The 25,389-nt window shown below is 70.2% G+C and carries 24 protein-coding genes and 1 pseudogene; 12 read left to right on the top strand and 13 right to left on the bottom strand.

What is annotated here, in order from left to right:
• Positions 1–215: 215 nt before the first annotated feature.
• The gene (locus tag OG241_RS36155) at positions 216–971 is read right to left on the bottom strand and encodes a SigE family RNA polymerase sigma factor (protein ID WP_405821450.1); all 756 of its coding nucleotides are present in this window, start codon (positions 969–971) and stop codon (positions 216–218) included.
• Between the two features lie 263 nt (positions 972–1,234).
• Between OG241_RS36155 and afsQ1 the strand changes: the two genes are divergently transcribed.
• From afsQ1 to OG241_RS36130, 5 genes are all read left to right on the top strand, one after another.
• The gene (gene afsQ1, locus OG241_RS36150) at positions 1,235–1,912 is read left to right on the top strand and encodes a two-component system response regulator AfsQ1 (protein WP_006383553.1); all 678 of its coding nucleotides are present in this window, start codon (positions 1,235–1,237) and stop codon (positions 1,910–1,912) included.
• Positions 1,909–3,492, top strand: a complete 1,584-nt coding sequence (locus tag OG241_RS36145; RefSeq protein ID WP_405821448.1) for an ATP-binding protein — start codon at positions 1,909–1,911, stop codon at positions 3,490–3,492. Before afsQ1 ends, OG241_RS36145 begins: the two co-directional genes overlap by 4 nt.
• A gap of 23 nt (positions 3,493–3,515) precedes the next feature.
• On the top strand, positions 3,516–4,202 hold the full coding sequence (locus tag OG241_RS36140) for a hypothetical protein (RefSeq protein ID WP_405826620.1): 687 nt from the start codon (positions 3,516–3,518) through the stop codon (positions 4,200–4,202).
• Between the two features lie 126 nt (positions 4,203–4,328).
• Positions 4,329–4,880 (top strand): VanZ family protein, encoded by a 552-nt coding sequence (locus OG241_RS36135; RefSeq protein ID WP_405821447.1) that lies wholly within the window; start codon positions 4,329–4,331, stop codon positions 4,878–4,880.
• Positions 4,881–4,977: 97 nt separating this feature from the next.
• Positions 4,978–5,187, top strand: a complete 210-nt coding sequence (locus OG241_RS36130) for a PspC domain-containing protein (RefSeq protein WP_006383556.1) — start codon at positions 4,978–4,980, stop codon at positions 5,185–5,187.
• A gap of 84 nt (positions 5,188–5,271) precedes the next feature.
• On the opposite strand, the gene OG241_RS36125 is transcribed toward OG241_RS36130, so the two are convergent.
• Together OG241_RS36125 and OG241_RS36120 are read right to left on the bottom strand one after the other, a co-directional pair.
• Positions 5,272–5,631, bottom strand: a complete 360-nt coding sequence (locus OG241_RS36125) for an ATP-binding protein (RefSeq protein WP_405821445.1) — start codon at positions 5,629–5,631, stop codon at positions 5,272–5,274.
• 135 nt (positions 5,632–5,766) lie between these two features.
• Positions 5,767–6,936, bottom strand: a complete 1,170-nt coding sequence (locus OG241_RS36120) for an adenosine deaminase (RefSeq protein ID WP_405821444.1) — start codon at positions 6,934–6,936, stop codon at positions 5,767–5,769.
• 145 nt (positions 6,937–7,081) lie between these two features.
• On the opposite strand from OG241_RS36120, the gene OG241_RS36115 reads away from it, so the two are divergent.
• The gene (locus tag OG241_RS36115) at positions 7,082–7,843 is read left to right on the top strand and encodes an alpha/beta hydrolase (RefSeq protein ID WP_405821443.1); all 762 of its coding nucleotides are present in this window, start codon (positions 7,082–7,084) and stop codon (positions 7,841–7,843) included.
• Positions 7,844–7,938: 95 nt separating this feature from the next.
• Here OG241_RS36115 and OG241_RS36110 read toward each other — a convergent pair whose 3' ends face one another.
• Positions 7,939–8,889, bottom strand: a complete 951-nt coding sequence (locus OG241_RS36110) for a LysR family transcriptional regulator (RefSeq protein ID WP_405821441.1) — start codon at positions 8,887–8,889, stop codon at positions 7,939–7,941.
• 63 nt (positions 8,890–8,952) lie between these two features.
• Here OG241_RS36110 and OG241_RS36105 point away from each other — a divergent pair, with 63 nt between their 5' ends.
• Positions 8,953–10,224 (top strand): MFS transporter, encoded by a 1,272-nt coding sequence (locus tag OG241_RS36105; protein ID WP_405821439.1) that lies wholly within the window; start codon positions 8,953–8,955, stop codon positions 10,222–10,224.
• Positions 10,225–10,606: 382 nt separating this feature from the next.
• Entirely contained in the window at positions 10,607–11,671 is a 1,065-nt protein-coding gene (locus OG241_RS36100) for a sigma-70 family RNA polymerase sigma factor (RefSeq protein WP_405821437.1), read from the top strand.
• 30 nt (positions 11,672–11,701) lie between these two features.
• On the opposite strand, the pseudogene OG241_RS36095 reads toward OG241_RS36100, so the two are convergent.
• Positions 11,702–11,911 (bottom strand): annotated as a pseudogene (locus OG241_RS36095) (hypothetical protein); the annotation flags it as partial.
• A 185-nt stretch (positions 11,912–12,096) separates the two neighbouring features.
• Here OG241_RS36095 and OG241_RS36090 point away from each other — a divergent pair.
• Entirely contained in the window at positions 12,097–13,017 is a 921-nt protein-coding gene (locus OG241_RS36090) for an AEC family transporter (RefSeq protein ID WP_405821435.1), read from the top strand.
• A 54-nt stretch (positions 13,018–13,071) separates the two neighbouring features.
• Here the strand turns inward: OG241_RS36090 and OG241_RS36085 are convergent, their stop codons facing one another.
• The 6 genes from OG241_RS36085 to OG241_RS36060 form a co-directional block, all read right to left on the bottom strand.
• On the bottom strand, positions 13,072–14,355 hold the full coding sequence (locus OG241_RS36085) for a thymidine phosphorylase (RefSeq protein ID WP_405826619.1): 1,284 nt from the start codon (positions 14,353–14,355) through the stop codon (positions 13,072–13,074).
• A 114-nt stretch (positions 14,356–14,469) separates the two neighbouring features.
• Complete coding sequence (locus OG241_RS36080) at positions 14,470–14,907, bottom strand: cytidine deaminase (RefSeq protein WP_405821433.1); 438 nt, start codon at positions 14,905–14,907, stop codon at positions 14,470–14,472.
• A complete protein-coding gene (locus tag OG241_RS36075; RefSeq protein WP_405821431.1) occupies positions 14,904–16,190 on the bottom strand; it encodes an ABC transporter permease in 1,287 nt (428 codons plus the stop codon). The genes OG241_RS36080 and OG241_RS36075 overlap by 4 nt, the downstream gene beginning before the upstream one ends.
• A complete protein-coding gene (locus OG241_RS36070) occupies positions 16,190–17,317 on the bottom strand; it encodes an ABC transporter permease (protein ID WP_405821430.1) in 1,128 nt (375 codons plus the stop codon). Before OG241_RS36070 ends, OG241_RS36075 begins: the two co-directional genes overlap by 1 nt.
• Entirely contained in the window at positions 17,314–18,840 is a 1,527-nt protein-coding gene (locus OG241_RS36065) for an ABC transporter ATP-binding protein (protein WP_405826617.1), read from the bottom strand. The genes OG241_RS36070 and OG241_RS36065 overlap by 4 nt, the downstream gene beginning before the upstream one ends.
• A 201-nt stretch (positions 18,841–19,041) precedes the next feature.
• Complete coding sequence (locus tag OG241_RS36060; RefSeq protein WP_405821428.1) at positions 19,042–20,103, bottom strand: BMP family protein; 1,062 nt, start codon at positions 20,101–20,103, stop codon at positions 19,042–19,044.
• 435 nt (positions 20,104–20,538) lie between these two features.
• On the opposite strand from OG241_RS36060, the gene OG241_RS36055 reads away from it, so the two are divergent.
• Positions 20,539–21,240, top strand: coding sequence for a DUF6445 family protein (locus tag OG241_RS36055; RefSeq protein WP_405821426.1), 702 nt, complete (start codon positions 20,539–20,541; stop codon positions 21,238–21,240).
• Between the two features lie 95 nt (positions 21,241–21,335).
• On the opposite strand, the gene OG241_RS36050 is transcribed toward OG241_RS36055, so the two are convergent.
• Positions 21,336–22,595 carry an amidohydrolase gene (locus OG241_RS36050; protein ID WP_405826615.1) on the bottom strand — a complete coding sequence of 420 codons (1,260 nt, stop codon included), beginning with the start codon at positions 22,593–22,595 and terminating at the stop codon, positions 21,336–21,338.
• A gap of 315 nt (positions 22,596–22,910) precedes the next feature.
• On the opposite strand from OG241_RS36050, the gene OG241_RS36045 reads away from it, so the two are divergent.
• Together OG241_RS36045 and OG241_RS36040 are read left to right on the top strand one after the other, a co-directional pair.
• Positions 22,911–23,615 carry a class I SAM-dependent DNA methyltransferase gene (locus tag OG241_RS36045; RefSeq protein WP_405821424.1) on the top strand — a complete coding sequence of 235 codons (705 nt, stop codon included), beginning with the start codon at positions 22,911–22,913 and terminating at the stop codon, positions 23,613–23,615.
• 29 nt (positions 23,616–23,644) lie between these two features.
• Complete coding sequence (locus tag OG241_RS36040) at positions 23,645–24,031, top strand: VOC family protein (RefSeq protein WP_405821422.1); 387 nt, start codon at positions 23,645–23,647, stop codon at positions 24,029–24,031.
• Positions 24,032–24,096: 65 nt separating this feature from the next.
• On the opposite strand, the gene OG241_RS36035 is transcribed toward OG241_RS36040, so the two are convergent.
• Positions 24,097–25,335 carry a hypothetical protein gene (locus OG241_RS36035; RefSeq protein WP_405821420.1) on the bottom strand — a complete coding sequence of 413 codons (1,239 nt, stop codon included), beginning with the start codon at positions 25,333–25,335 and terminating at the stop codon, positions 24,097–24,099.
• Positions 25,336–25,389 lie beyond the last annotated feature (54 nt).

Below are 25,389 nucleotides of genomic sequence, written 5' to 3'. Positions count from 1 at the left end.
CCGCACCACCCCCGTACACCCGCACACACACGAAGAACGGGACTGGATGGACCCCCCGGCCCTCCAGCCCCGCTCTTTTTGTGCTTCCCCCGTGTGGTGCCACCCCCGAGGCCCCCCGGCCCCGGTGGTTCCCCCCCCTGGTGGTGCTTCCCCGTACTCCCCCGTACTTTCCCCCGTTCACCGCTCCCCCGTTGAGCGGTGTTTCCCCCACACCCTCAGGCCACAAGCTCCCCGAAGGATTCCTCCTCGTCACGGCCGAAGCTGAGGACCTCGTCCTCACGCATCCGGCGGAGCGACCGCCAGATGCTGGACTTCACCGTGCCGACACTGATGTCGAGGATCTCCGCGATCTCCGGGTCCGTGCGGCCCTCGTAGTAACGAAGGACCAGCATCGTCCGCTGGAGTTCGGGGAGCCGGGCCAGCGCCTGCCACAGGACCGCGCGCAGCTCCGTGCCGCGCATCGCGTCCGTGTCGCCTGCCGTCTCCGGCAGCTCCTCGGTCGGGTACTCGTTCAGCTTGCGGCGACGCCACGCGCTGATGTGCAGATTCGTCATGGTGCGGCGCAGGTAGCCCCCGACCGCCGCCTTGTCGCTGATCCGGTCCCAGGCCCGGTACGTCGAGAACAGGGCGCTCTGGAGCAGGTCCTCGGCCTCGAAGCGGTCACCGGTGAGGTGGTAGGCGGTTGCGTACAGGGAGGCGCGGCGCTCCTGGACGTAGGCGGTGAACTCCGCCTCCGACAGCGAATGACGCTCCCCCGTGGACTCCCTGTACGCGGCCCCCGTAACCCTCGTGGTACCGCTGGTGCTTCCCCCTGTGTGCGCGTCAACCACCGACATGTACGTGGTGTGCTGACGCCCGGTGCCGCGAACGCACCCCCGCCCGTTCACGGCACCGGACTTCTCAGTGGTCCGGGTGACGTCGTGCAGACGCGTGATCACTGCGTTCGCGCTTGTGCTGTGCAGCGTGCTCATCTCGCGCCCCCCGTCGTGGACTTCCCGGTGTTCGGCTCGGTTCCTGTGCTTCCTTGCCTGTGCCGAGAAGCTTGCCCAAGCCACTTCATGAGGGTGTCCGCCGACTGTCACAGGCGTGCAACAGGGGCTCTTCCCGGGAACAGCGCGGCGAACAACACAGGAAGGTCACAGAGTGGCGCGGTAAAGGGCCGCCGACACCCCGAAATCGCCCGACAAGCCCCTGACAGTCGCAGCCCGGCCCGGCCATGGGCCAGAATGCATCCGTGCCTTCCCTGTTGCTGATCGAGGACGACGACGCCATCCGTACGGCCCTGGAGCTGTCTTTGACGCGCCAGGGACATCGGGTTGCCACCGCTGCCACCGGTGAGGACGGTCTGAAGCTGTTGCGTGAGCAGCGGCCGGATCTGATCGTCCTGGATGTGATGCTGCCCGGTATCGACGGGTTCGAGGTGTGCCGGCGCATCCGGCGCACGGACCAGTTGCCCATCATTCTGCTCACCGCGCGCAGCGACGACATCGACGTGGTCGTCGGGCTGGAGTCCGGCGCCGACGACTACGTCGTCAAACCCGTGCAGGGCCGGGTGCTCGACGCCCGGATCCGGGCCGTGCTGCGGCGCGGGGAGCGGGAGTCCAACGACTCGGCGACCTACGGTTCGCTGGTCATCGACCGCTCGGCGATGACGGTGACGAAGAACGGCGAGGACCTGCAGCTGACGCCCACCGAGCTGCGGCTGCTCCTCGAGCTGAGCCGGCGGCCCGGTCAGGCGCTGTCCCGGCAGCAGTTGCTGCGTCTGGTGTGGGAGCACGACTACCTGGGCGACTCACGGCTGGTGGACGCGTGTGTCCAGCGGCTGCGCGCCAAGGTCGAGGACGTGCCGTCGTCGCCGACGTTGATCCGTACCGTCCGCGGGGTCGGCTACCGGCTGGACTCGCCTCAGTGACGAAACCGCAGGACAAGCTCCGTGGCTGGGCCGCGGCGCGCAGGACGATACTTTCCGGGCTGCGCTTCACCAGCCTGCGGCTGCGGCTGGTCGTGGTCTTCGGTCTGGTCGCGCTGACGGCGGCCGTGTCGGCGTCCGGGATCGCGTACTGGCTCAACCGCGAGGCCGTGCTCACGCGTACGCAGGACGCGGTGCTGCGCGACTTCCAGCAGGAGATGCAGAACCGCGCCGGTGTGCTCCCGGAGAGTCCCACGCAGGACGAACTCCAGCACACGGCGGGCCAGATGGCCGCCAGCAGTCAGCGGTTCAGTGTGCTGCTGGTCGCCGAGGACGGGAGCGGTCGGACGGTCGTCGGCAACTCCGGGGCGCTGGACACCTTCTCGCTGGCCGACGTGCCCAAGTCGCTGCGTACGGCGGTCGGCAGGCAGCAGTCGATCACCGCGAACAACAAGTCCCCGTACCACCTGTACTGGCAGCGGATCATCGACGGCGACAAGCCGTACCTGGTCGCGGGCACGAAGGTGATCGGCGGCGGTCCGGCCGGCTACATGCTGAAGTCGCTGGAGCCCGAGGAGAAGGACCTCAACTCGCTCGCCTGGTCGCTGGGCATCGCCACCGGCCTCGCGCTGATCGGCTCGGCGCTGCTCGCGCAGGCCGCCGCCACGACCGTACTGAAGCCGGTGCAGCGTCTCGGTATCGCGGCCCGGCGGCTCGGCGAGGGGAAGCTGGACACCCGGTTGCGGGTGTCGGGCACGGACGAACTGGCTGACCTCGCCCGGACGTTCAACCACACGGCGGAGGCGCTGGAGACACGGGTGGCCGACATGAGCGCCCGTGACGAGGCCTCGCGGCGGTTCGTGGCGGACATGTCCCACGAGCTGCGTACTCCGCTCACCGCGATCACCGCCGTCACGGAGATCCTGGAGGAGGAGCTCGACGCGGAGACCGGCAGCATCGACCCGATGATCGAACCGGCGGTGAAGCTGGTGGTCAGCGAGACCCGGCGGCTCAACTCCCTGGTGGAGAACCTGATGGAGGTCACCCGCTTCGACGCGGGCACCGCCCGGCTGGTCCTGGACAACGTCGACATCGCTGACCAGATCACGGCCTGCATCGACGCCCGCGCCTGGCTGGACGCCGTCGAACTGGACGCCGAGCGCGGCATCATGTCCCTGCTCGACCCGCGCCGCCTGGACGTCATCCTGGCCAACCTCATCGGCAACGCCCTCAAGCACGGCGGCTCGCCGGTACGGGTGTCGGTGCGCGTGTCCGACAACGGTGCCGGTGCCGACCTGCTGATCGAGGTGCAGGACCACGGTCCGGGCATCCCCGAGGACGTGCTGCCGCACGTCTTCGACCGCTTCTACAAGGCGAGCGCGTCCCGCCCCCGGTCCGAGGGCAGCGGCCTGGGCCTGTCCATCGCCCTGGAGAACGCCCACATCCACGGCGGCGAGATCACCGCCGCGAACTCCCCGAAGGGCGGCGCGGTGTTCACCCTGCGGCTGCCCAGGGACCCGTCGGCCCTGACGGAGACCCCGGCCGAGCCGAACGGCGCGAACGTCGACGGGGAGAGCGCGTGACGAACGTACGGAGGCTACGGAACGTGCGGCCGGTGCGAGGCACGGAAGACGTACACGGCATACCTGACACACGTGGCGCCGGGCGTGCGCGTGGCGTGCGGCCATGGCTGGCCGTGCCGCTGCTCGCGGTGCTGCTCGCCGGGTGTGGGATCCGTGCCACCGAGGTCCCGACGGACTTCGGTCCGGCGCCCTCCCGCGTCCCGTGCTCCCTCTCCGACGTCTCCGGCCCCTCGGCGTCGGGCGGCGCCCCGCAGACGTCCGCGGGCGTCCCGGTCCAGGTGTTCCTGCTGTGCTCCTCCCAGCTGGTGACCGTCGACCGCGCGGTGCGCGTTCCGGACGGTACGGGGGAGGCGGAGCGGCGCGTCCTGGTGGCCCAGGGGCTGCTGGACGAGCTGGCCAGGACACCGCGGGCGAGCGAGACCGAGGCCGGTTACACGACGGACGTGCGCGGCGGGATGAGCGTGAGCGGCCCGGGCCCGAAGGACCCAGAGGACACCCTGCGGCTGAGCACGCCTCCGGCGGACCTCGCGTCGTACGCCCTCGCCCAGATCGTCTGCACGTTCTCCGACTCCGCCGCCGCCGAGGGGGACGGCTCCGTCGTCCTGGGCGGCCCGGGCGCCGGCCCGCCGCGCCGGTACGCGTGCACGCCCGAGGTCCGTTCCCGGCCCGGGGCGCAGGTGCCGCCGTCGTCGGGGGTGGACGGCGGCTGAGCGCCCCGTACAGGCCCGGTGGACATGCCGGGGAGGGGCGGGCGGGCTCCTGTGTGGCACATGCCTCACTCGCCTGTACGGGGGCAACCCGGAACCGATCGTGCCGATGGCCGCGTCTTGGGGGGCGTGCAGCGTCTTGGCTCGGACGGCGAAAGTGCCGCGAAACGCATCCGTGCGGCGGGAGGTGTCCTCCTCGTCGCCCATCTCGCGCTCGTCGCCTGGATCACGCTGCGTCCGCTCGACGTCCCGTGGCAACTGCCACCCAACCTGCAGCCCTTCGCGGGCATACGAGCCGATCTGACCCTCGGCCCGCTGGAGGCCGCCCGGCGCATCACGCAGGGGCTCGCGCTGCTGGCTCCGCTGGGGGTGCTGCTGCCGATGGCGGGCGGACGGCTCGATGTCTCGCCGTTCGCCTCGCTCGTCCGTACGGTCATGGCGGGTGCCATGATCTCGCTCGGCATCGAGCTGTTGCAGACCGGCGTGCCCGGTCAGGTCGTGGACGTCGACTCGCTGCTCCTGAACACGGTGGGCGTGGGCCTCGCGCATGTCGCCGTGGTGCCCGCCGTACGGTCCTGGCTCCGCCGCAGGAGCGACCGCAGGCGCCGGGCGGCCATCCGTACGGAGGACGCGACTCAGGGTAGGACCCCGACGATTCCCAGGGTCGGGATCGCCCCGTAGAGCGATGCTTCGCCCGTTGTGCGTCCGTAACGTTGAGTACAGATGAGGCGGCCGAACAAGCCGGTCGCAGCAGCACCGTACTCACCGAGGAGACGCCATGACCGCCCTTGCCCGCCCCACCAACGGCCGCATGATCGGCGGAGTGTGTGCCGCGCTGGCACGGCGCTTCGGCATCTCCACGACGACGATGCGCGTGATCTTCGTGCTCTCCTGTCTGCTGCCCGGCCCGCAGTTCGTGCTCTACATAGCTCTGTGGGTGCTGCTGCCCTCCGAGCAGCACGCGGCGAAGGCCGGCGCCGCCTGGTAGCCGGTCGCGGACGGCCCGCCCGCATGCCGATGGGGCGCACCCCTGATGAAGGGGTGCGCCCCATCGGCGCGTGCGAGAGGTGGGTCAGCCGAGCGGAATGCCGTTCACCGGGAGGCCGTGGGTGGGCAGGCCCTGCAGCGGGAGGCCGCCGAGCAGGCCGGAGACCGGCGCAGTCGGGCCCTCGGAGAGCAGCTTCGTGACGGCGGGCTGCGCGGCGGCCACGCCCGCGCCGAGTGCGCCCTGTCCCTGGGCCACGGCCTCGGCGGCACCCGGCAGCGCCTTCGACGCGCTCTCCACGGGCAGCGTCTGGGTCACGGAGCTCAGCGCGGCGGAGTCCGGGAGGGCGGGGAGGGCCGGGGCGGCGTTGGCGGCACCCGCACCCGCCGCGGCGAAGGCGGCACCGAGAGCGGCGACACCGAGGGTCTTGGCAGCAGACTGCTTCATAGTGAATGCGTCCTTGAATGCGAGACGGGGATGTGAGCGGTCCACGACCGTAAACACGGGAAGCCGCCTGCCGCAAACATCGAAAAGCGGCCGGGTCGCACCGACCCGACCGCTTCCCGGCTCCCCGGATCAGCCCTACGACTCGACAGAACCGCTGGTGGAGGCGGTTTGCCGGAACAGCCATTCGGATTTCAGCTCGGCATATCCGGGCTTGATGACGTCATTGATCATCGCCAGTCGTTCATCGAAAGGAATGAATGCTGACTTCATAGCATTGACCGAGAACCATTGCATGTCATCGAGCGAATAATCGAACGCTTCGACAAGGTGCTCGAATTCCCTGCTCATCGAGGTGCCCGACATCAGCCGGTTGTCGGTGTTCACCGTCGCACGGAAGTGCAGCCTGCGCAGCAGCCCGATGGGGTGATCGGCGTAGGAGGCGGCGGCGCCGGTCTGCAGGTTGGAGCTGGGGCACAGCTCCAGGGGGATGCGCTTGTCCCGTACGTAGGAGGCGAGACGGCCGAGTTTCACCGAGCCGTCGGCCTGGACCTGGATGTCGTCGATGATGCGCACGCCGTGCCCGAGCCGGTCGGCGCCGCACCACTGGAGGGCCTGCCAGATCGAGGGGAGCCCGAAGGCCTCACCGGCGTGGATGGTGAAGTGGTTGTTCTCGCGCTTCAGGTACTCGAAGGCGTCGAGGTGCCGGGTGGGCGGGAAGCCGGCCTCGGCACCGGCGATGTCGAAGCCGACGACGCCCAGATCGCGGTAGCGGTTCGCCAGTTCGGCGATCTCCAGGGAACGGGCGGCGTGCCGCATCGCGGTGAGCAGGGCGCCGATCCGGATGCGGTGACCGTTCTCCCTGGCCCGCCGCTCACCTTCCCGGAAGCCCTCGTTGACGGCCTCGACGACCTCTTCGAGGGTGAGCCCGGCCTGCAGGTGCTGCTCGGGCGCGTACCGCACCTCGGCGTAGACGACACCGTCCTCGGCGAGGTCCTCGGCGCACTCGGCGGCGACCCGGACGAGGGCGTCGCGGGTCTGCATGACGGCGCAGGTGTGGGCGAAGGTCTCCAAGTACCGTTCCAGCGAACCGGAGTCGGCGGCGTCACGGAACCAGGCGCCGAGCTTGTCCGGGTCGGTCTGCGGGAGTTGGGTGTACCCCGTGTCACGCGCGAGGTCGACGATCGTGCCGGGACGCAGGCCGCCGTCGAGATGGTCGTGCAGCAGGACCTTGGGGGCGCGGCGAATCTGGTCCGGGGTGGGACCGGGAATCGGGGTGCTCGCGGCGGAGGCGCTCTGGCTCGTCATTTCCGCACTCTAACTCCTACGCGCGTAGAACACCTGTCCTCTTTCTCTTTCTTTTTCCCTTTCTTCGCCTGTACGTTTCCGCCGATACGTAATGGTGACCGCGAGGACAGGTCGCGTACCCCGGTGCTTCTGACACTGTTCTGTCATGGCACACCAAGTGACGCCGGTCCGTCAGGCCCGGCTCGGGAGAGCACTGGGTCCGGAGCCGACGTCGGTCAGCGGCGCGGTCCTGCTGCTGCCCGGCGGTGACGAGGTATCGACCCGCAGACCGTCGCCCCTCCTGGCGGCCGCCTCCGTAAGAGCGCTGGGCCGCCGGCTCGCCCGCGCGGGCCGTGCAGACGGACTGGCCGTGCACGTCGTCCACTACCGCTACCGCGGCTGGAACGGCAGCGAGGCGCAGCTCGCGCACGACGCGCGCTGGGCCGTCGACGAGATAGTACGGCGGTACGGCGACGTCTCCGTGTGCCTCGCCGGCGTCGACATGGGCGGCCGGGCGGCGCTGCGCGCGGCGGACCACGAGGCCGTCAACTCCGTACTGGCGCTGGCACCTTGGCTGCCCGAGGAAGATGTGGCGGCACCGCCGGAACCGGTACGGCAGCTGACGGGACGGCGGGTGCTGATCGTGCACGGCACGAACGACGCGCGGACCGATCCCGAACTGTCGTTCCGGTTCGCGGCGCGGGCGAAGAAGGCGAACCGGGACATCTGCCGGTTCGAAGTGCACGCGGACGGACACGGGTTGCGTCAGTACCGGCAGGAAGTGCACGCGCTGGCGGAGGACTTCGTGATGGGGGTGCTGTTCGGGCGGGGGTTCTCCCGGCCCGTGCAGGACGCGTTGGTGGCTCCGCCGCCGCTGGGGTTGAGGATGCCGTTGGCGGCGGGGTTCGGGCGGTCTTTGCGGCGGTAGGTTCGGGGCGGATCGGTTGTGTTCGGGGTGCGGGTCCGTGGGGGCTTGTCGCGCCCACGCGACGGAGTCGCACATCGGAAACAGCCCCGCGCCCCTCAGGGCAACAGGTTGCCCTTTCTCGCCAAGAGGAACTTCTTGAAGGCGGCCACCGGTGGGGTGTCCGGGTGGCCGTCGAGCCAGGCGACGCCGATCTCGCGGGCCGCTCGTGGTGAGGTGACGGTCAGTTCCGCGACTCCCGGGCGGGGGACGGCCGGTGGGGGCAGGAGGGCCACCCCGAGCCCGGCAGCGACCAGCCCCCTCAAGGTCTCCGCCTCCTCTCCCTCGAAGGCGATACGGGGGCGGAAGCCCGCCTCCTTGCACAGGTCGTCGGTGATCCGGCGGAGGCCGTAGCCGGGTTCGAGGGTGACGAAGGTTTCGTCGGCCGCTTCGGCCAGGCGGACTCGTCTGCGGGTGGCGAGGCGGTGGTCGGCGGGGACCACGAGACGGAGTTTCTGTTCGTCGAGACGGCGCGCGACCAGGTCGGGGGCGTCGGGGACGGGCGAGGTCAGGCAGAGGTCCAGTTCGCCGGAGCGCAGCCGCTCGATCATGGCCTCGCCGTAGTTCTGTACGAGGGTGAAGCGGACGCGGGGATGGTCGGCGCGGAAGGCGTGCAGCAGGCCGGGGACGGTCTCGGCGCCCATGGTGTGCAGGAAGCCGAAGGCGACCTTGCCGGTGGCGGGGTCGGCGTCGGCGCGTACCTCGTCGGCGGCCCGCCCGATCTCGGCGAGGGCCCGCTCGACGGAGGCGAGGAACGTACGGCCGGCGGGAGTGAGGGAGACGGTCCGCCCCCGGCGGGCGAAGAGATCCACGCCGAGATCCTGTTCGAGGCGGACCATCGCCCGGGAGAGCGTCGACTGCGGCACCTGCATCTCCTGGGCAGCGCGGGTGACGTGCTCCGTGCGGGCGACTCCGGCGAAGTAGGAAAGGCGTGGGGCGAGAGCCGCGACGATGTCTTCTGTGTCACCGGACGGTGACAGACGAGCTTCTGACCTCTGCTGATGCACCATGGGAACGATTATGGGGTTTCCGTGCATTGGACGGATGAACGGGGGCGTACGTAACTTCGAGGCATGCCTGCTGCCAGTACCGGGGCGGCCACGATCGTGGCCGCCGCCCCTCCGTCGCTCCCCTCGCTCCCCGCCGTCGACTCCCGGATGGCCCCGGGCGGGCCCGGCTACCGGCGGATGAGCTTCGCGCTCTTCCTCGCCGGCGTCGCGACCTTCGCCCTCCTCTACTCCACGCAGGCACTGCTGCCGCTGATCTCCGGCGAGTTCGGCGTACCGGCGAGCGACGCGAGCTGGACGGTGTCGGCGGCGACCGGTGCGCTGGCCCTGTTCGTCCTCCCGATGAGCGCCCTGTCGGAACGGTTCGGCCGTCGTACGGTGATGACCGGCTCGCTGGCCGTGGCCGTGACGGTCGGGATGCTGGTGCCCTTCGCCCCGTCGCTGGGCACGCTGGTCGCGCTGCGGGCGGTGCAGGGTGCGGCACTCGCCGGACTTCCGGCATCGGCGACGGCGTATCTGGCCGAGGAGGTCCGGCCCAAGGCGCTGATCACCGCGATCGGCCTGTTCGTGGCCGGCAACAGCGTGGGGGGGATGAGCGGCCGGGTCATCACGGGCTGGGTCGCGCAGGAGTGGGGCTGGCGGGCCGCGGTCGCCGTGATCGGTGTCGTGGCGGTCGGCTGCGCGGTGGCCTTCCGGCTGCTGCTCCCCGCTCCGCGTCACTTCCGCACGGGCTCACTGCGGCCCCGGGTGCTGGCGCGCACGGTCCGTACGCATCTGGCGAACCCACTGCTGCGGCGCCTGTACGCGATCGGCGCCCTGTTCATGACGGTGTTCGGCGGGGTCTACACGGTGATCGGGTACCGACTGACGGAGGCCCCGTTCAGCCTGCCCCAGGGTGTCGTCGGCTCGATCTTCCTGGTGTACCTGGTGGGTACGGTGTCGGCGTCGACGGCGGGCAAGCTGGTGGCCCGCCTGGGTCGCCGGGGCGCGCTGTACCTGGCCGGCGGTACGACGACAGCGGGCCTGCTGCTGTCCCTCTCGGACACCCTGGCGCTGGTTCTGCTGGGCCTGGTGCTGATCACGGCGGGGTTCTTCGCGGGGCACGCGGTGGCGTCGTCGTCGGTGAGCCACACGGCGAAGGTGGGGCGGGCACAGGCGTCGGCGCTGTACCAGTCGGCGTACTACATCGGCTCCAGCGCCGGCAGTACGTTGGGGGCGGTGGCGTTCCACGCGGGCGGCTGGTCGGGAACCGTGGGGATGGGACTGCTGGCGGTGCTCGGCGTGGTGACGGTGACGGTGATGGGGTCTCGGGCGGCACGTTTGCCTGCGGCGGCTTGACCGGCGTTCATCAGTGGAGGCCGGGACAGCCCAGGTCTTGTTTCCCACCCACCCGCCCGTTTGCTGCATGTATCCAGCCCGGGCCTTGTTTCCCACCCACCCGCCCGTTTGCTGTGTGTATCCAGCGCAGGCCCGCACCTCCAGCCCGTTTGCTGCGTGTATCCAGCGCAGGCCCGCACCTTCAGCCCGTCCGGCGTTTGAGGACGAGGCCCCTTCAGGGCCGATGGGGGGTCTGGGGGCGCAGCCCCCAGGTACAGGATGGGACGGGTAGGGGCGGCGGGGGCGAAAAACCCACTCCACGGGCCATTGTCAGTGGCCTGCGCTAGCTTCGTCGTGTTGGGTCGCGACGGTGCGACGAAGGCAGCCATGGGGTGGGTTGGCGATGAGTGACAGTACGGCTACGGCGACGGCGACAGAACTCGACGTGAAACTGGAACAGCACCGCGTCGAGCTGACCGGGTACTGCTACCGCATGCTCGGCTCCTCCTTCGAGGCCGAGGACGCCGTCCAGGACACCATGGTCCGCGCCTGGCGGAACTACGAGAAGTTCGAGGGCCGCTCCAGCCTCCGCTCCTGGCTGTACCGCATCGCCACGAACGTCTGCCTGGACATGCTGACCGCCGGCAACAAACGCGCCCGTCCCATGGACCTCACCGACTCCACCCCCCTCGCCCGCGCCGCTCTCTCCCCCCGCCCCGACAACACCTGGCTGGAACCGATGCCGGACGCCCGCGTGCTGCCCACCGTCGAGGATCCGGCGGAGGCGGCCGTGGCCAAGGAGTCCGTGCGGCTCGCCTTCATGGCGGCGCTCCAGCAACTCCCCGCCAAGCAGCGGGCCGTGCTGATCCTGCGCGAGGTGCTGGCCTGGAAGGCGAGCGAGGTCGCCGAACTCCTCGAGACATCGGTCGCGTCCGTCAACAGCGCCCTCCAGCGGGCCAGGGCGACCCTCGCCGAGCGGGACCGGGACGGCAGCGGCGTAGGAGCCCATGCCACCGTCTCCGACCCGCTCAGCGAGGAGCAGCAGAAGCTGCTGGAGCGCTACGTCGCCGCGTTCGAGGGCTACGACATGACGGCGCTCACCGCGCTGCTGCACGAGGACGCCGTCATGACGATGCCGCCGTTCGACCTGTGGCTGACCGGGCCGGAGGACATCACCGGCTTCATGACGACACTCGGCGCCGCCTGCGCGGGCTCACACCTCGTGCCGGTCGCCGTCAACGGACTGCCGGGCTTCGCCCAGTACAAGCCGGACGAGGAGACGGGCGGCTACTCCCCCTGGGCGGTCCAGGTGCTGGAGATCTCAGAGGGCCGGATCACCGGGTTCCACTGCTTCCTCGACACCAAGCGCTGGTTCCCACTGTTCGACCTCCCCCTCTCGCTCCCCCGCGATCTCGGCCTCGGTCTCGACGTCGAAGCTGAGTCCGACCAGGTGCAGGAAGGCGAGTAGGGCGGGCGCCGGGTCCCGGAGGCGTATCCGGCCTCCGGCCCGGCGGGCGGTCAGCTGGAGCCGGGCCAGCAGCTCCACGGCACCCAGCCCCGGCGGCCCCAGCCCGGCCACGTCACACACGACGACCGGGTCACGACCACCACCGCGGCCGGTCCCCAGCAGCGCCCGCACGTCCTCGCACAGCCCCGGCACCTCCTCGCGGGTGACGGGGCCGGCCAGCACGAGTACAGCGGGTGTCATGGCGTCCACGAACGGTAGACCGGGCGGCTGCCCGTAACTCATCGCTCACCCGTGTGAGCCCACCCGCTGAGATCGCTTTGACGTGCACCCCTCCTCCCCCGGAGGGTTGCGTGTATGCCCCACGAACCGTCCCCGCCCGCGACACCCCACGGCTCCTCTTCCGCCAGGCCCGTGAAGGAGGCTCCGTGCAGGGGGTACTGACGGGGTTCGCGGTGATCGCCGTGGTCATCGGCGTCGGATACGTGATCGGGCTGCGCGGCTACCTCGGGGACAACGGACGCGAGGTTCTGACCAAGCTCGCCTTCCACGTCGCCAGCCCCGCCCTGCTGTTCACCATGCTCGCCAGGGCCGACCTGTCGGTGATCTTCTCCAGCCGGCTCCTGATCACCGCGCTGAGCACGATCGCGGCGGCCGGTGTCTTCGTCACGGTGGGCGTCGTACGCCGCTGGGGTGCCGGCCCCACGACGATCGGCGCCCTCTGCTCCAGTTACGTCAACTCGGGAAACCTCGGTATCCCCATCGCCGTGTACGTGCTGGGCGACGCCTCGCTGGTCGCGCCGGTGCTGCTGTTCCAGCTGATCATGGTCACGCCGATCGCGCTGACCGTGCTCGATCTGACGAGCACCGCCGAGAAGGGGCCGCTGTGGCGGCAGTTGATCACGCCGTTGCGCAACCCCATAGCCGTCGGCTCGCTCGCCGGGGTGCTGGTGTCGGCGACGGGGGTCAGCGTGCCCGCACCCGTCATGGACCCGCTGACCCTGATCGGCGGCATGTCCGTGCCCGCGGTGCTGCTGGCGTTCGGTATCTCGCTGTGCGGCAGCACCCTGCCCCTGCGCGGTTCGGAGCGGGCTCCCGTACTGCTGTCGGTCGCCCTGAAGTCGGTGGGCCAGCCGGTGGCCGCCTGGGCACTGGCCGCGGGTGTCTTCGGCCTGCACGGCGCGCCCCTGCTCGACGTGGTGGTGACCTCGGCGCTGCCCGCTGCCCAGAACCTCTTCACGTACGCAAGCCGCTACGGCGTGGCGGCGCGGCTGGCCCGCGAGTCGATCCTGCTGTCGACCATCCTCGCCGTACCCGTGCTGGTGGTCGTCGCGACCCTGCTGGGCTGAGCGGCAGGGCCGGGAGGGGACGCCCGCCCCCTTCCCGGCCCCACCGGCACCGGCTTACGCGATCCGCTCCAGCACCACCGGCGCCGCCGTGAACTCCGTGCCCGTCGCCCCGATGTCGTACGACCCCTCGACCGCCTGGAGCGCGTACTCGAAGCGCTCCGGGGTGTCCGTGTGGAGGGTCAGCAGGGGCTGGCCCGCCGTGACCGTGTCGCCCGGCTTGGCGTGGAGCTCGATGCCCGCGCCCGCCTGCACCGGGTCCTCCTTGCGCGCACGTCCCGCGCCGAGCCGCCAGGCGGCGACGCCGACGCCGTACGCGTCCAGGCGGGTCAGGACGCCCGAGGACGGGGCCTTGATGACGTGCTGCTCCTTCGACGTGGGCAGCGGGGCGTCCGGGTCGCCGCCCTGGGCCGCGATCATCCGGCGCCACACGTCCATCGCGGAGCCGTCAGCCAGCGCCTTCGCCGGGTCGGCGTCCTTCACGCCGGCCGCGTCGAGCATCTCGCGGGCCAGGGCGAGCGTCAGCTCGACCACGTCGGCGGGGCCGCCGCCCGCCAGGACCTCGACCGACTCCCGTACCTCCAGCGCGTTGCCGGCCGTCAGACCGAGGGGTGTCGACATGTCGGTGAGGAGTGCGACCGTCTTCACGCCGTGGTCCGTGCCCAGGCCCACCATCGTGGACGCCAGTTCCCGCGCGTCCTCGATCGTCTTCATGAAGGCGCCCGTGCCGACCTTCACGTCCAGGACCAGCGAGCCGGTGCCCTCCGCGATCTTCTTCGACATGATCGAGGAGGCGATCAGCGGGATCGCCTCGACCGTGCCGGTGACGTCGCGCAGCGCGTACAGCTTCTTGTCGGCCGGGGCCAGGCCGTCGCCCGCCGCGCAGATCACCGCGCCGGTCGTGTCCAGGACGTGCAGCATCTCCTCGTTCGACAGCAGCGCCCGCCAGCCGGGGATCGACTCCAGCTTGTCCAGGGTGCCGCCCGTGTGGCCGAGGCCACGGCCCGAGAGCTGCGGTACGGCGGCGCCGCACGCGGCCACCAGGGGGGCCAGCGGGAGGGTGATCTTGTCGCCGACGCCGCCCGTGGAGTGCTTGTCGGCCGTGGGGCGGGACAGCGAGTCGAAGTTCATGCGCTCGCCGGACGCGATCATCGCCGCCGTCCAGCGGGCGATCTCGCGGCGGTTCATGCCGTTCAGGAGGATCGCCATGGCGAGCGCGGACATCTGCTCGTCGGCGACCGCACCGCGCGTGTACGCGTCGATGACCCAGTCGATCTGCTCGTCACTGAGTTCGCCGCGGTCCCGCTTGGTGCGGATGACGGAGATGACATCCATCGACAGGGTCGTCATGGCTTTCCTTCCGGTGGTTCTGCGGAACGGTGCGGCCCCCCGGAGTGGGCGCTCGACCAACTCCGGGGGGCCGCACGGGAGTTACTTACGGGGTGCTTACGGGAGTTACTTCTGGGAGTACTCGGTGAGGTGGTCCGGGCCGAAGGCCTGCGGAAGCATCTCGGAGAGGGGCAGGATGCCCGCCGGGGTCTCAAGGAGCAGGGTCGGGCCGCCGAACTCGTACAGCAGCTGCCGGCAGCGACCGCACGGGACGAGGCTGTCGCCCTTGCCGTCCACGCAGGTGAAGTGCGTCAGCCGGCCGCCGCCGGTGCGCTGCAGCTCGGAGACCAGGCCGCACTCGGCGCACAGCCCGATCCCGTACGACGCGTTCTCGACGTTGCAGCCCGAGACCGTACGGCCGTCGTCGACCAGGGCGGCGACACCGACCGGGAAGCCGGAGTAGGGGACGTAGGCGTGGGACATCGCGTCCCTGGCGAGCTCCCGCAGCTTGTCCCAGTCGACCTGGTCGCTCCGGCCGGCGTTGGTGGGTTCGTTCGTCGTCATTTGCCCTGTCCCTTTCGGTAGCGCATGCCGTCCGCCTTCGGCATCCGCAGGCGCTGCGCGGACAGCGACAGCACCAGCAGCGTGACGACGTACGGGGTGGCGCCCACGAAGTCGTTCGGGACCGCGTCGGTGGTCAGGTACCAGACCAGGACGCCCGCGGCCACCATGAGGCTGATGCCGCCCTGCCAGTGCGCCTTCTTGTACAGCTTCCAGCCGGCCATCGCCACGAGCAACACGAACAGCAGGAGCAGCAGCGCGTGAACGGTCTCGCCGCCGTTGCGCAGCTGCAGTGCATCGGAGTAGCCGAACAGGCCGGCGCCCATGGCGAGACCGCCGGGCCGCCAGTTGCCGAAGATCATGGCGGCGAGACCGATGTAACCGCGACCGCCGGTCTGGCCCTCCAGGTACGTGTGCGAGGTGACCAGTGCCAGGAAGGCGCCGCCGAGGCCGGCGAGGCCGCCGGAGACGGCCACGGCCATGTACTTGTACTTGTAGACGTTGACGCCGAGCGACTCCGCGGCGATCGGGTTCTCGCCGCAGGAGCGCAGGCGCAGCCCGAACGGGGTGCGCCACAGCAGCCACCAGGTGCCGACGAACAGCACGGCCGCGAGGACCGTCACCACCGACAGGTCGGTGAACAGGCCGCCGAGGATGCCGGCGATGTCCGAGATCAGGAACCAGTGGTGGTTCTCGATGGAGTGCAGTCCGCTCGACACACCCGGTACGTCGAAGCTGGGCAGCGAGTCCACGGGCGGGGACTGCTTGGGGTTGGCGCCCGCGTCGGCCGCCTTGCCCTCTGTGAAGAAGAGCTTGGCGAGGTACTGGGTGGCGCCCACTGCGAGCAGGTTGATCGCGACACCGGAGACGATGTGGTCGACGCCGAAGGTGACGGTCGCGACCGCGTGCACCAGGCCGCCGAGGACTCCGAAGCCGATGCCGCACAGCAGACCGAGCCACGGGTTGGACTGCCAGCCGATCCAGCCGGCGCCGAAGGTGCCGAGGATCATCATGCCTTCGAGGCCGATGTTGACCACACCGGACCGCTCGGACCACAGACCGGCCAGGCCCGCGAGCCCGATCGGCACAGCGAGGCTGAGCGCGGCGGAGACCTGGCCCTCGGAGGTGAGCTGGTCGGAGCCGGAGATGACCCGGACCGCGGCGACGAGCAGCAGCGCGCCGGCGACGATCATCAGGATCTGGCCGACCGAACGGCCCGAACGGGGGCCGGAGTTGGCCGCCTTGGGTGCCGTGGGCGGCGGTGTGTCGGTCATCGTGGCAGTCATCACGCCACCTCCTGCTTCTGGGTCGGGGCCGCGGCCTGGGCGGCGAGTTCGGCGCCGACCCGCTGCTGCTGGCGCTTTTGGCCGTAGCGGCGTACGACCTCGTAGGCGATGACGACGCACAGGACGATGACGCCCTGGATGACGCCGAGGATTTCCTTGTCGTAGCCCTCGAACTCGAGGTGGTTGGTGGTGCGCTCCAGGAAGCCCCAGAGCAGCGCGCCCAGGGCGATGCCCACCGGGTTGTTGCGGCCGAGCAGCGCGATGGCGATGCCGGTGAAGCCGATGCCGGTCGGGAAGTCGTTGCTGAACTGGTGGCTGTCGTTGAGCAGGGTCGGCATGCCGATGAGGCCGGCCACCGCGCCCGAGATGATCATGCTGGTGGCGATCATCTTCTTCACTGACACACCGCTCGCGGCGGCGGCCGACTCGGACTGGCCGACGGTGCGCAGGTCGAAGCCGAACCGGGTGCGGCCCAGCACGAACCAGTACGCCACCCCGACGAGCACGGCGATGACGATGAAGCCCCACAGCTCGCCGGCCGCGCCGGTGTCGATCTGGAAGAAGTACGAGGACGAGGGCAGTGGCGTGGTGGAGACGACCGTGCCACCGGCCTGGAGTTCGGCGAGCTTTCCGGGCTGGAGCAGGTAGGCGATGATCGCGGTGGCGATCGAGTTGAGCATGATCGTGGAGATGACCTCGCTGACCCCTCGGGTCACCTTGAGGATGCCCGCGATGGCCGCCCACAGGGCGCCGGTCGCCATCGCGCACAGGATGATCAGCGGGATGGAGATCCAGCCCGGCGTGGTCAGCGCGCCGCCGAGGACGGCGGCGACGAACGCGGCGATCCGGTACTGGCCGTCGACGCCGATGTTGAACAGGTTCATCCGGAAGCCGATGGCCACCGAGACGCCCGCCAGGTAGTACGTCGTCGCCTTGTTGAGGATGTAGACCTGGCTGTCGCTGGCGGTGCCGTAGGTCACCATGTCGCTGAACGCGGCGCCCGGGTTCTTGCCGGTGGCGAGGATCACCAGGGTGGTGACGACGAGCGCGGCGACGATCGCGAGCAGCGGCGCCGCGAGGCCGAGGAGCAGCCGCTCCCTGTCGATGCGTTGGGTCAGCTTTTTCATCGGGCGTCGTCCTCTGCGTGCTCCAGGTGGCCGGTGGCCGCACCCGTCATGGCGGAGCCCAGCTCCTCGGGGGTGATCGTGGCGGGGTCGGCGTCGGCGACCAGACGTCCCCGGTACATCACCCGCAGCGTGTCGGAGAGCCCGATGAGCTCGTCCAGGTCGGCGGAGATCAGCAGCACCGCGAGGCCCTCCCGGCGGGCCTCTCGGATGTGGTCCCAGATCGCGGCCTGCGCGCCGACGTCCACACCGCGGGTGGGGTGGGCGGCGATGAGCAGCTTGGGCGCGTGGCTCATCTCGCGGCCGACGATCAGCTTCTGCTGGTTGCCGCCGGAGAGGGAGCCGGCGGTGACGTCGATACCGGGGGTGCGGACGTCGTACGCCTCGATGATGCGCTCGGTGTCGGTGCGGGCGCCCTTGATGTCGAGGAGCTGGCCGCGGGAGTTGGGCTTCTCGCTGACGTGGCCGAGGATGCGGTTCTCCCACAGCGGGGCTTCCAGGAGCAGGCCGTGGCGGTGGCGGTCCTCCGGGATGTAGCCGACGCCGGCCTCGCGGCGGTGGCGGGTGGGGACGTGGGAGATGTCGGCGTCGCCCAGCGTGATGACGCCGGCGTCCGGGTCGCGGATACCCATGATCGCCTCGACCAGTTCCGACTGGCCGTTGCCCTCCACGCCGGCGATGCCGAGGACCTCGCCCTTGTGGATGGTGAAGGTGATGTCGTCGAGGACGACGCGCTCGACGCCGTCGAGGTCGGTCTGGGCCAGGCGCAGTCCGTCCAGCTTCAGCAGCGGGACGTCGGTGACCGTCGACTCCTCGGTCTCCGGCGTGGGCAGTTCGCTGCCGACCATCAGCTCGGCGAGCTGCTTGGTGGTGGTGCCGGCCGGCTCGACCGTGCCGACGGTCGTGCCCCGGCGGATGACGGTGATCTCGTCGGCCACGGACAGGACTTCGCCCAGCTTGTGGGAGATGAAGATGACGGTGAGGCCCTCGGCCTTCATCCCGCGCAGGTTGTCGAAGAGGGCGTCGACCTCCTGCGGCACGAGGACGGCGGTGGGCTCGTCGAGGATGAGGGTCTTGGCACCGCGGTAGAGGACCTTGAGGATCTCCACCCGCTGGCGGTCGGCGACGCCGAGTTCCTCCAGCAGGACGTCCGTGCGGACGTTCAGGCCGTAGGCGTCGGAGACCTCCTTGATCTTCGCGCGGGCCTTGCCGCCGATGCCGTACAGCTTCTCCGCGCCGAGGACGACGTTCTCGAGGACGGTGAGGTTGTCGGCCAGCATGAAGTGCTGGTGCACCATGCCGATGCCGCGGGCGATGGCGTCGGCCGGGTTGCTAAAGGTGACCGTCTCGCCGTTCACGGTGATGGTGCCCTCGTCCGGCTGCTGCATGCCGTAGAGGATCTTCATCAGGGTGGACTTGCCGGCACCGTTCTCACCGCACAGGGCGTGCACGGTGCCGGTGCGGACGGTGATGTCGATGTCCTTGTTGGCGACGACGCCGGGGAATCGCTTGGTGATGCCGCGCAGTTCGACGGCAGCGGGAGGGCTGGACGCGTTGATGGCGCACTCTCCTCGGAGGAAAGGGGCTGCATAGGGGAGGCCAGGCGTCGGCGACGCTAGCGCGGCAACTCCGCGCTACACGCGTAGAGTTGACACATTGTTATGGCTCGGCGAGAGGGCGGAGGTGCGCCGTCTCGCCGAGCCGGGGTTCCCGAGGGAACCGTCAGGTCAGACGGTGGTCTTGACCTTGATGGTGCCGTCGACGATCTTCGCCTTCGCGGCGTCCAGCTTGGCCTGGATGTCGTCGATGAAGCCACCGCTGGTGGCCAGGCCGACACCGCCCTTGGCGAGCGAGTAGACCTGGTTGCCGGTCAGCGGCTTGCTGTCGTTGACGGACTTGATGAAGTCGTAGACGCCGACGTCGACGTTCTTGACCATCGAGGTGAGGATCGACTCCTTGTACTTGCTCAGACCCGCGATGTTGTACTGGTCCGAGTCCACGCCGATGGCCCAGGCGCCCTTGACGCCGGAGATCGCCTCGATCGCGCCGTTGCCGGAGGAGCCGGCCGCGGAGTAGATCACGTCGGCGCCGCCGTCGAGCTGGCCGGACGCGGCCTCCTTGCCCTTGTCGGGGCTGGCGAAGCCGGAGAAGTCCGAGCCGTGGGTCAGGTACTGGACGTCGACCTTGACCTTGGGGTTGGTGTCCTTGACGCCCTGGACGTAGCCCGCCTCGAACTTCTTGATCAGCGGGGTGTCCACGCCACCGATGAAGCCGACGTGGTCCTTCTTGGTCTTCAGCGCCGCGGCGACACCGGCGAGGTAGGAACCCTGCTCCTCGGTGAAGGTGATGCTGTCGACGTTCTTGGCGGTCGCGACCGCGTCGATGAGGCCGAAGCTGACCTTCGGGAACTTCGCGGCGACCTTGTCGACCGAGGTGGCGTAGGAGAAGCCGACGGCGACGATCGGGTTGTAACCCGCGCTGGCCAGGTCGGTCAGGCGCTGCTCGCGGTCGGCCTCGGTGTCGGAGCTCTTGGCGGTCAGCTCCTTGATGGAACCGTTGAACTCCTTCTCGGCCTTGTCCGCACCGCGCGCGGCGGAGTCGTTGAAGGAACGGTCACCGCGGCCGCCGATGTCGTAGGCGAGGCCGATCTTGAGGCCGCCCTTGCCGCCGTCCGACGACGAGGAGGACGGACTGTCGTTCTCGGAGGAGGTGCTGCCACAGGCTGTGGCAGTCATTGCGAGAGCTGCGGTTGCGATACACGCAGCAGAAAGCTTGGCTACCCGGCGCACGGGAGGCTCCTTCACCTGACCTGAGCGCCATGTCGGCGCTTCGTGTGAGCACCATGCCAGTGCTCGGGCCCGGACGCCCCAGTGGCGTCGGCTTCGCGGCATCGTAACGCGCGTAGATGTCAGAAAATAACCCTCGCGGTAGCCGTTACCGATTCGAGGCAAACGCCGTCTGAACTCGTGCTCTTACGGCTTCCCGGACGATGGTTTCCGTAGGCGCACGATTGGCTTACAACCATGTTGCGCCAATCGACGGAATGTCTCCCGAAGACCCCGCCGCCCGTTTCGGCGGTCCGCCGCGTCGACCAGCAACGCGCGTGGATATGCCGGATGCGTCCGCCGGGAGAGCCGTCCGCTGACCGAAGATTGACCGAAGCCGGGCGAAAATTGACCGAGCACGGACAAAGGCAAAACCAGGCCCGCCCTACGTTCTGATCCATGTCCCCACAGCCACCGCCTCCCCCCAGGGCCGCCGCTGCCCGCCCCGCCCTCCCGGTGTTGCCCTACCGCAAGCCCACCAAGGGCCGCGACTACTGGGTCATCGACGACGTGCTGCCCGGCGTGGACGCCGTGCGCGAGCGCTGTCTCGCCAAGGACGACTGGACGAAGGGCCACCCCTACACCTCGGAGAGCTGGCCCGGGCTGCGGGCCATGCCGGGTCTCGAACCGGCCGAGCTGGGGCGGATCGAGCGGCTGGTGCGGCAGGCGACCGGTGCGAAGGAACTCTGGGTACAGAAGACTCCCGGCGGCGGCACCCTCAACCACAACTGCGTCCAGGTGGTCGGCGAGGGCGAGAGCACGCCCCGCCCGCACACGGACTCACGGTCGCTGTGCCGGTACGCGGCCGTGCTCTACCTCAACCCGGGCGTCCCCAAGGACTGCGGCACCAGCTTCTTCCGCCAGTCCCTGCCCGGCGGGCGCCTCGGCGGCAACACGGTCCAGGCCCCGCACAACAACCTCGTCGAGGCGCTGGGCACCCGGTTCGTGGCCCCGGACGCCTTCGAGGAGGACGTACGCGTCCCGCACAAGTACAACCGCCTGCTCCTCTACAACGCCAACCTCGTACACAGCGCGACCGGTTACTGCGGGACGACACTGGAGGAGAAGCGGATGACGGCGGTGTTCTTCTGGATGGCGTGAGCCGCTTCTCACGTCCGCGCCCCCTCAGATACGACCAGCAGCCCCGGTCACGCGGACCGGGGCTGCTGGTCGTACTGCTTCTACCGCTACTGCTACTACCGCTGCTGTCCGTCGAGCAGCGCGGCGGCGGTGAACAGTTCCACGCCGACGGTGATCGCGTGCTCGTCGGCGTCGAAGTCGCCCTGGTGCAGATCGCGCACCCCGCGCTCGCCCGGCCTGCGCACGCCGAGGCGGGCCATCGCGCCGGGCACGTGCTCCAGGTACCAGGAGAAGTCCTCGCCGCCGAGGCTCTGGGCGGTGTCCTCGACGGAGTGGGCGCCGCGCCGGGCGGTCATCGCGTCGCGCAGCAGTTCGGTGACGTCCGCGTCGTTGACGACGGGCGGGACGCCTCGCACGTAGGTGATCTCGGACTTGGCCCGGTACAGGTTGGCGATCTCGTCGACGGCCGCGTGGACGAGATCGGGGGCCTGGTGCCAGGTGTCGAGGTCGAGGCAGCGGACGGTGCCGGACAGCTCGGCGTGCTGCGGGATCACGTTGCAGGCGTGGCCCGACTCGATCCGGCCCCAGGTCACGGAGAGCCCGCTGCGGGCGTCGACACGCCGGGACACGAGCGCGGGGACGTCGGTGGCGACCCGGGCGGCGGCGGTGACGAGGTCGGTGGTGAGGTGGGGCCGCGCGGTGTGGCCGCCGGCGCCGTCGAGCGAGATCTCCAGCCGGTCGCAGGCGGAGGTGATCGGCCCGTGGCGCAGCCCGATCCGCCCGGCGTCGACCCTCGGGTCACAGTGCACGGCGATGATCCGGCCGACCCCGCTGAGCGCGCCGCACTCGATCGCGTCGGCGGCGCCGCCGGGCAGCACCTCTTCGGCGGGCTGGAAGATCAGCCGCACCGGCCTCGGCAGCAGACCCTGCCGGTGCAGATCGGCGAGGACGAGCCCGGCGCCGAGCAGGACGGTGGTGTGCACGTCGTGGCCGCAGGCGTGGGCGCGGTCGGGCACGGTGGAGCGGTACGCGCAGTCACTCTTCGTGTCCGGGATGGGGAGGGCGTCGATGTCGGCACGCAGGGCGAGGACGGGCACAGAGGTGCCATTGCCCTGTCCCTCGGGTCCCTCGGAGTCGACGCCGATGTCGCCGATGTCACAGACGAGTCCGGTGCCGGTGGCGAGCACGCGCGGCTTGAGGCCGGCCTTCTCGAGCCGTGTCCGGATCGCGGCGGTGGTGCGGAACTCCTGGTTTCCGAGCTCCGGGTGCATGTGCATGTCGCGTCGGAACGCGACGAGCTCGGCGCGCAGTGCCTCCGGCAGCGTGCCGGGGAGCGCGGCTTCCCCGGGGAGATCGGCCTCGGACTCTCGGGACATCATGTGGTTCACCCTTTGAAGGGTAGGACGCCCGGGCGGTCGAATGACCCACGATCAACAAAATTTCAACCTGTTGGGGAAGAAATTCTGACCGCCGGAGGCATACTCGCGAACTGGGATGGGTAAACTCGCCGGTCTTTCCCGGCAGCCACTTCCGTCTACCTCCGCCCACGATGCCACGCCCTCCACCGCGTCGACGGAACTGTCCACGTACCGAAACGTCCACGGTCACGGGCATGAACATTGGCCCCCGCTCGCTGTCGCCCGTGTGAACGCGCCCTCCCGCGCGCCGCTCCCCGGGTAACGTGCACCCCCGTGACCGCCCCGAACCAGGCGTCCGTGACGGACCCCATACAGGCCGCCGTACCGGACTCGCCGGACTTCCTCCACGCCACCCGCGCGTCGTACGACGCCATGGCCGCCGACTACACAGAGCGATACGCGGACCATCTGGCGGACCTTCCCCTGGACCGCGCCCTCGTCGCCGCCTTCGCCGAGCTGGTGCGGGCCCAGGGCCCCGCGCCCGTCGCGGACATCGGCTCCGGCCCCGGCTGGGTCACCGCGAGACTGCACGCCCTCGGCGTCCCGGTGTTCGGCGTGGACCTGTCCCCGCGCATGGTGGCGCTGGCCCGCCGGGCCCATCCCGAACTCCGGTTCCACGTCGGCTCGATGACGTCCCTGGACCTCCCGGACGAGACGCTGGGCGGGGTCCTGGCCCTCTACTCGATCATCCACGTCCCGGACGCCGCGCTGCCCACGGTGTTCGCGGAGTTCCACCGGGTCCTGGCCCCCGGAGGCCATGTCCTGCTCGGCTTCCAGACGGGCCCCGACACCGGCCACCTCCACCTCGAGGAACGCTTCGGCCACGAGATGTCGCTGGACTACTGGTTCCGTACGCCGGACACGGTGGCCGGCCTCCTGGCCAAGGCGGGCCTGACCCTGCAGTCGCAAACGATCCGGGAGCCGGACGGGGACGAGACCCGGCAGCGGGCGTATCTGGTGGCGCGCAAGCCGGCGTAGTCCCGGCGGGTGGACCGCATCATGGGCTGATGGCTCGTCTCCGTGACCTCGTCCTCGACTCGGCCCACCCCGCCTCACTGGCCCGCTTCTGGGCCGCCGCGCTCGACGGATACGCCGTCGCCCCGTACGACGAGGCGGAACTCGCCCGGCTGCGCGGGCTGGGCATCGACGATCCGGAGGACGACCCGACGGTTCTCCTGGAGTCGCGGGACGGCGGCCCCCGGCTGTGGGTCCAGCTCGTCCCCGAGCCGAAGCGCGTCAAGAACCGGCTTCACCTGGATCTGTCGGCGCCCGACCTCGCCACCGAGGTCGACCGGCTCACGGCGCTGGGCGCCACGGTCCTCGCCCGGTACGACGGCCACGTCGTGCTGCTGGACCCGGAGAGCAACGAGTTCTGTGTGACGAGGGGCGCCTGAGAAGCCTCGGGGAAGCGGAAACGGAAGTCAGCGGGATCCGCCGGGGATCAGTGGGACACGGGCGGTCAGCCCGTCGCCTTCGCTTCCGTTGCCGGGTGGCCCGAGTCCGTCGACACGCGCTGTACGTCACGGGCCGAGCCGGTGACGCCCGACAGGAAGCCCTGGGCGCGCGGTGACGCGTTCGCCGTGAGCCAGGCCGGGTCGATGTCGCAGACGGCGACCTTCACGTCCGTGCCCGCCAGGGCCAGCGGAAGGGTGTGCACGACCGTCGAGGGGAAGCTGAGGATCGTACGGCCGATGGGGCCGCGGCGGGCGATCAGTTCGAGGGGGAGGTCCGGGCGGACCACCTCCAGGCCCGTGCAGGCCGCCAGGTCGTGGAGTTTCTCGGCGCTTTCGCGGCGGTGGGCGAAGTAGCGCGTCACACCGTGGGCCTTGGCCAGGGCGCGGACGGCGTCGCGGTAGCGGTCGGCGTCGACCACGCCCGTCTCCACCAGCGACGTACCGACCATGTCCGCGCCCTCGGCGATGTGCGGGGGGCCGAACCGGGAACGGGTCCAGGCGAAGTCGTTGTAGGTGACCTCGACGCCCGCGGGGGTGTCCTCGATCGGCATCGAGGAGAAGATCTCGACCCGGCGCCTGCCGCCCGGGGTCAGTCGGCGGCGGGCCTTCGACGACACCGGGATGAACAGCAGGTCCCGCGCCCCGGGACGCTGTGCCTTGCGGTGCCAGCGCACCAGGCGCTCACCGCGGGCGAGTTGGGAGACGAACTCCATGGTCGCCGTGCCGTCGTCGACGACGACGAGGTCACGGGCCTTGGTGATGTTGAGAAGTACCTGTACATAGCGGGAGAACGGGTCCCCCATCACGATCCGCCGCGTCCTGCGCAGCAGGGGGGCGAGGCCACCGATCGTGCGGAACGGGGCCGAGGTTCCGGCTCGCGCGTCCTCCCAGCGGACCTCGTGGCCCTCCTCGCGGGCGAGCTCGACCATGCGGCGCAGCTGGCCCCGGGTCATCGGGTCGACCGGGGACAGGACGACCAGGGTCAGTCCGCCACCGGAGGGTTCCCGGTGGATCGTCGGCCGGCTCTGGCCTCTGCGCCAGCGGCGCGACGCCTGTCCGGGGACTTTGCCGCCTTTGCGGGTGGAACCGGCGCGGGCGGAAACGACCGGCGCCGGACCGCCGGCCCCCTCCGGGCTGAGCGCATGCGCGTGCACATGCGCCCATTCCAGCACGTTCAGGAGCTGGACCGGGCTCTCGACGAAGGCGAGAGTGTGGGGGCCGGTGGTACCGGCGCGTGGGCTCATCGACGTACGACCGTCGCTTCCGTGAGTACGGACTGGGGAATCCGCGTGGACGGA

Origin of the sequence: Streptomyces sp. NBC_01390 (genome assembly GCF_045040105.1) — a bacterium.
Classification (GTDB): domain Bacteria; phylum Actinomycetota; class Actinomycetes; order Streptomycetales; family Streptomycetaceae; genus Streptomyces.
This window is presented reverse-complemented; position numbering and strand designations above follow the sequence as displayed.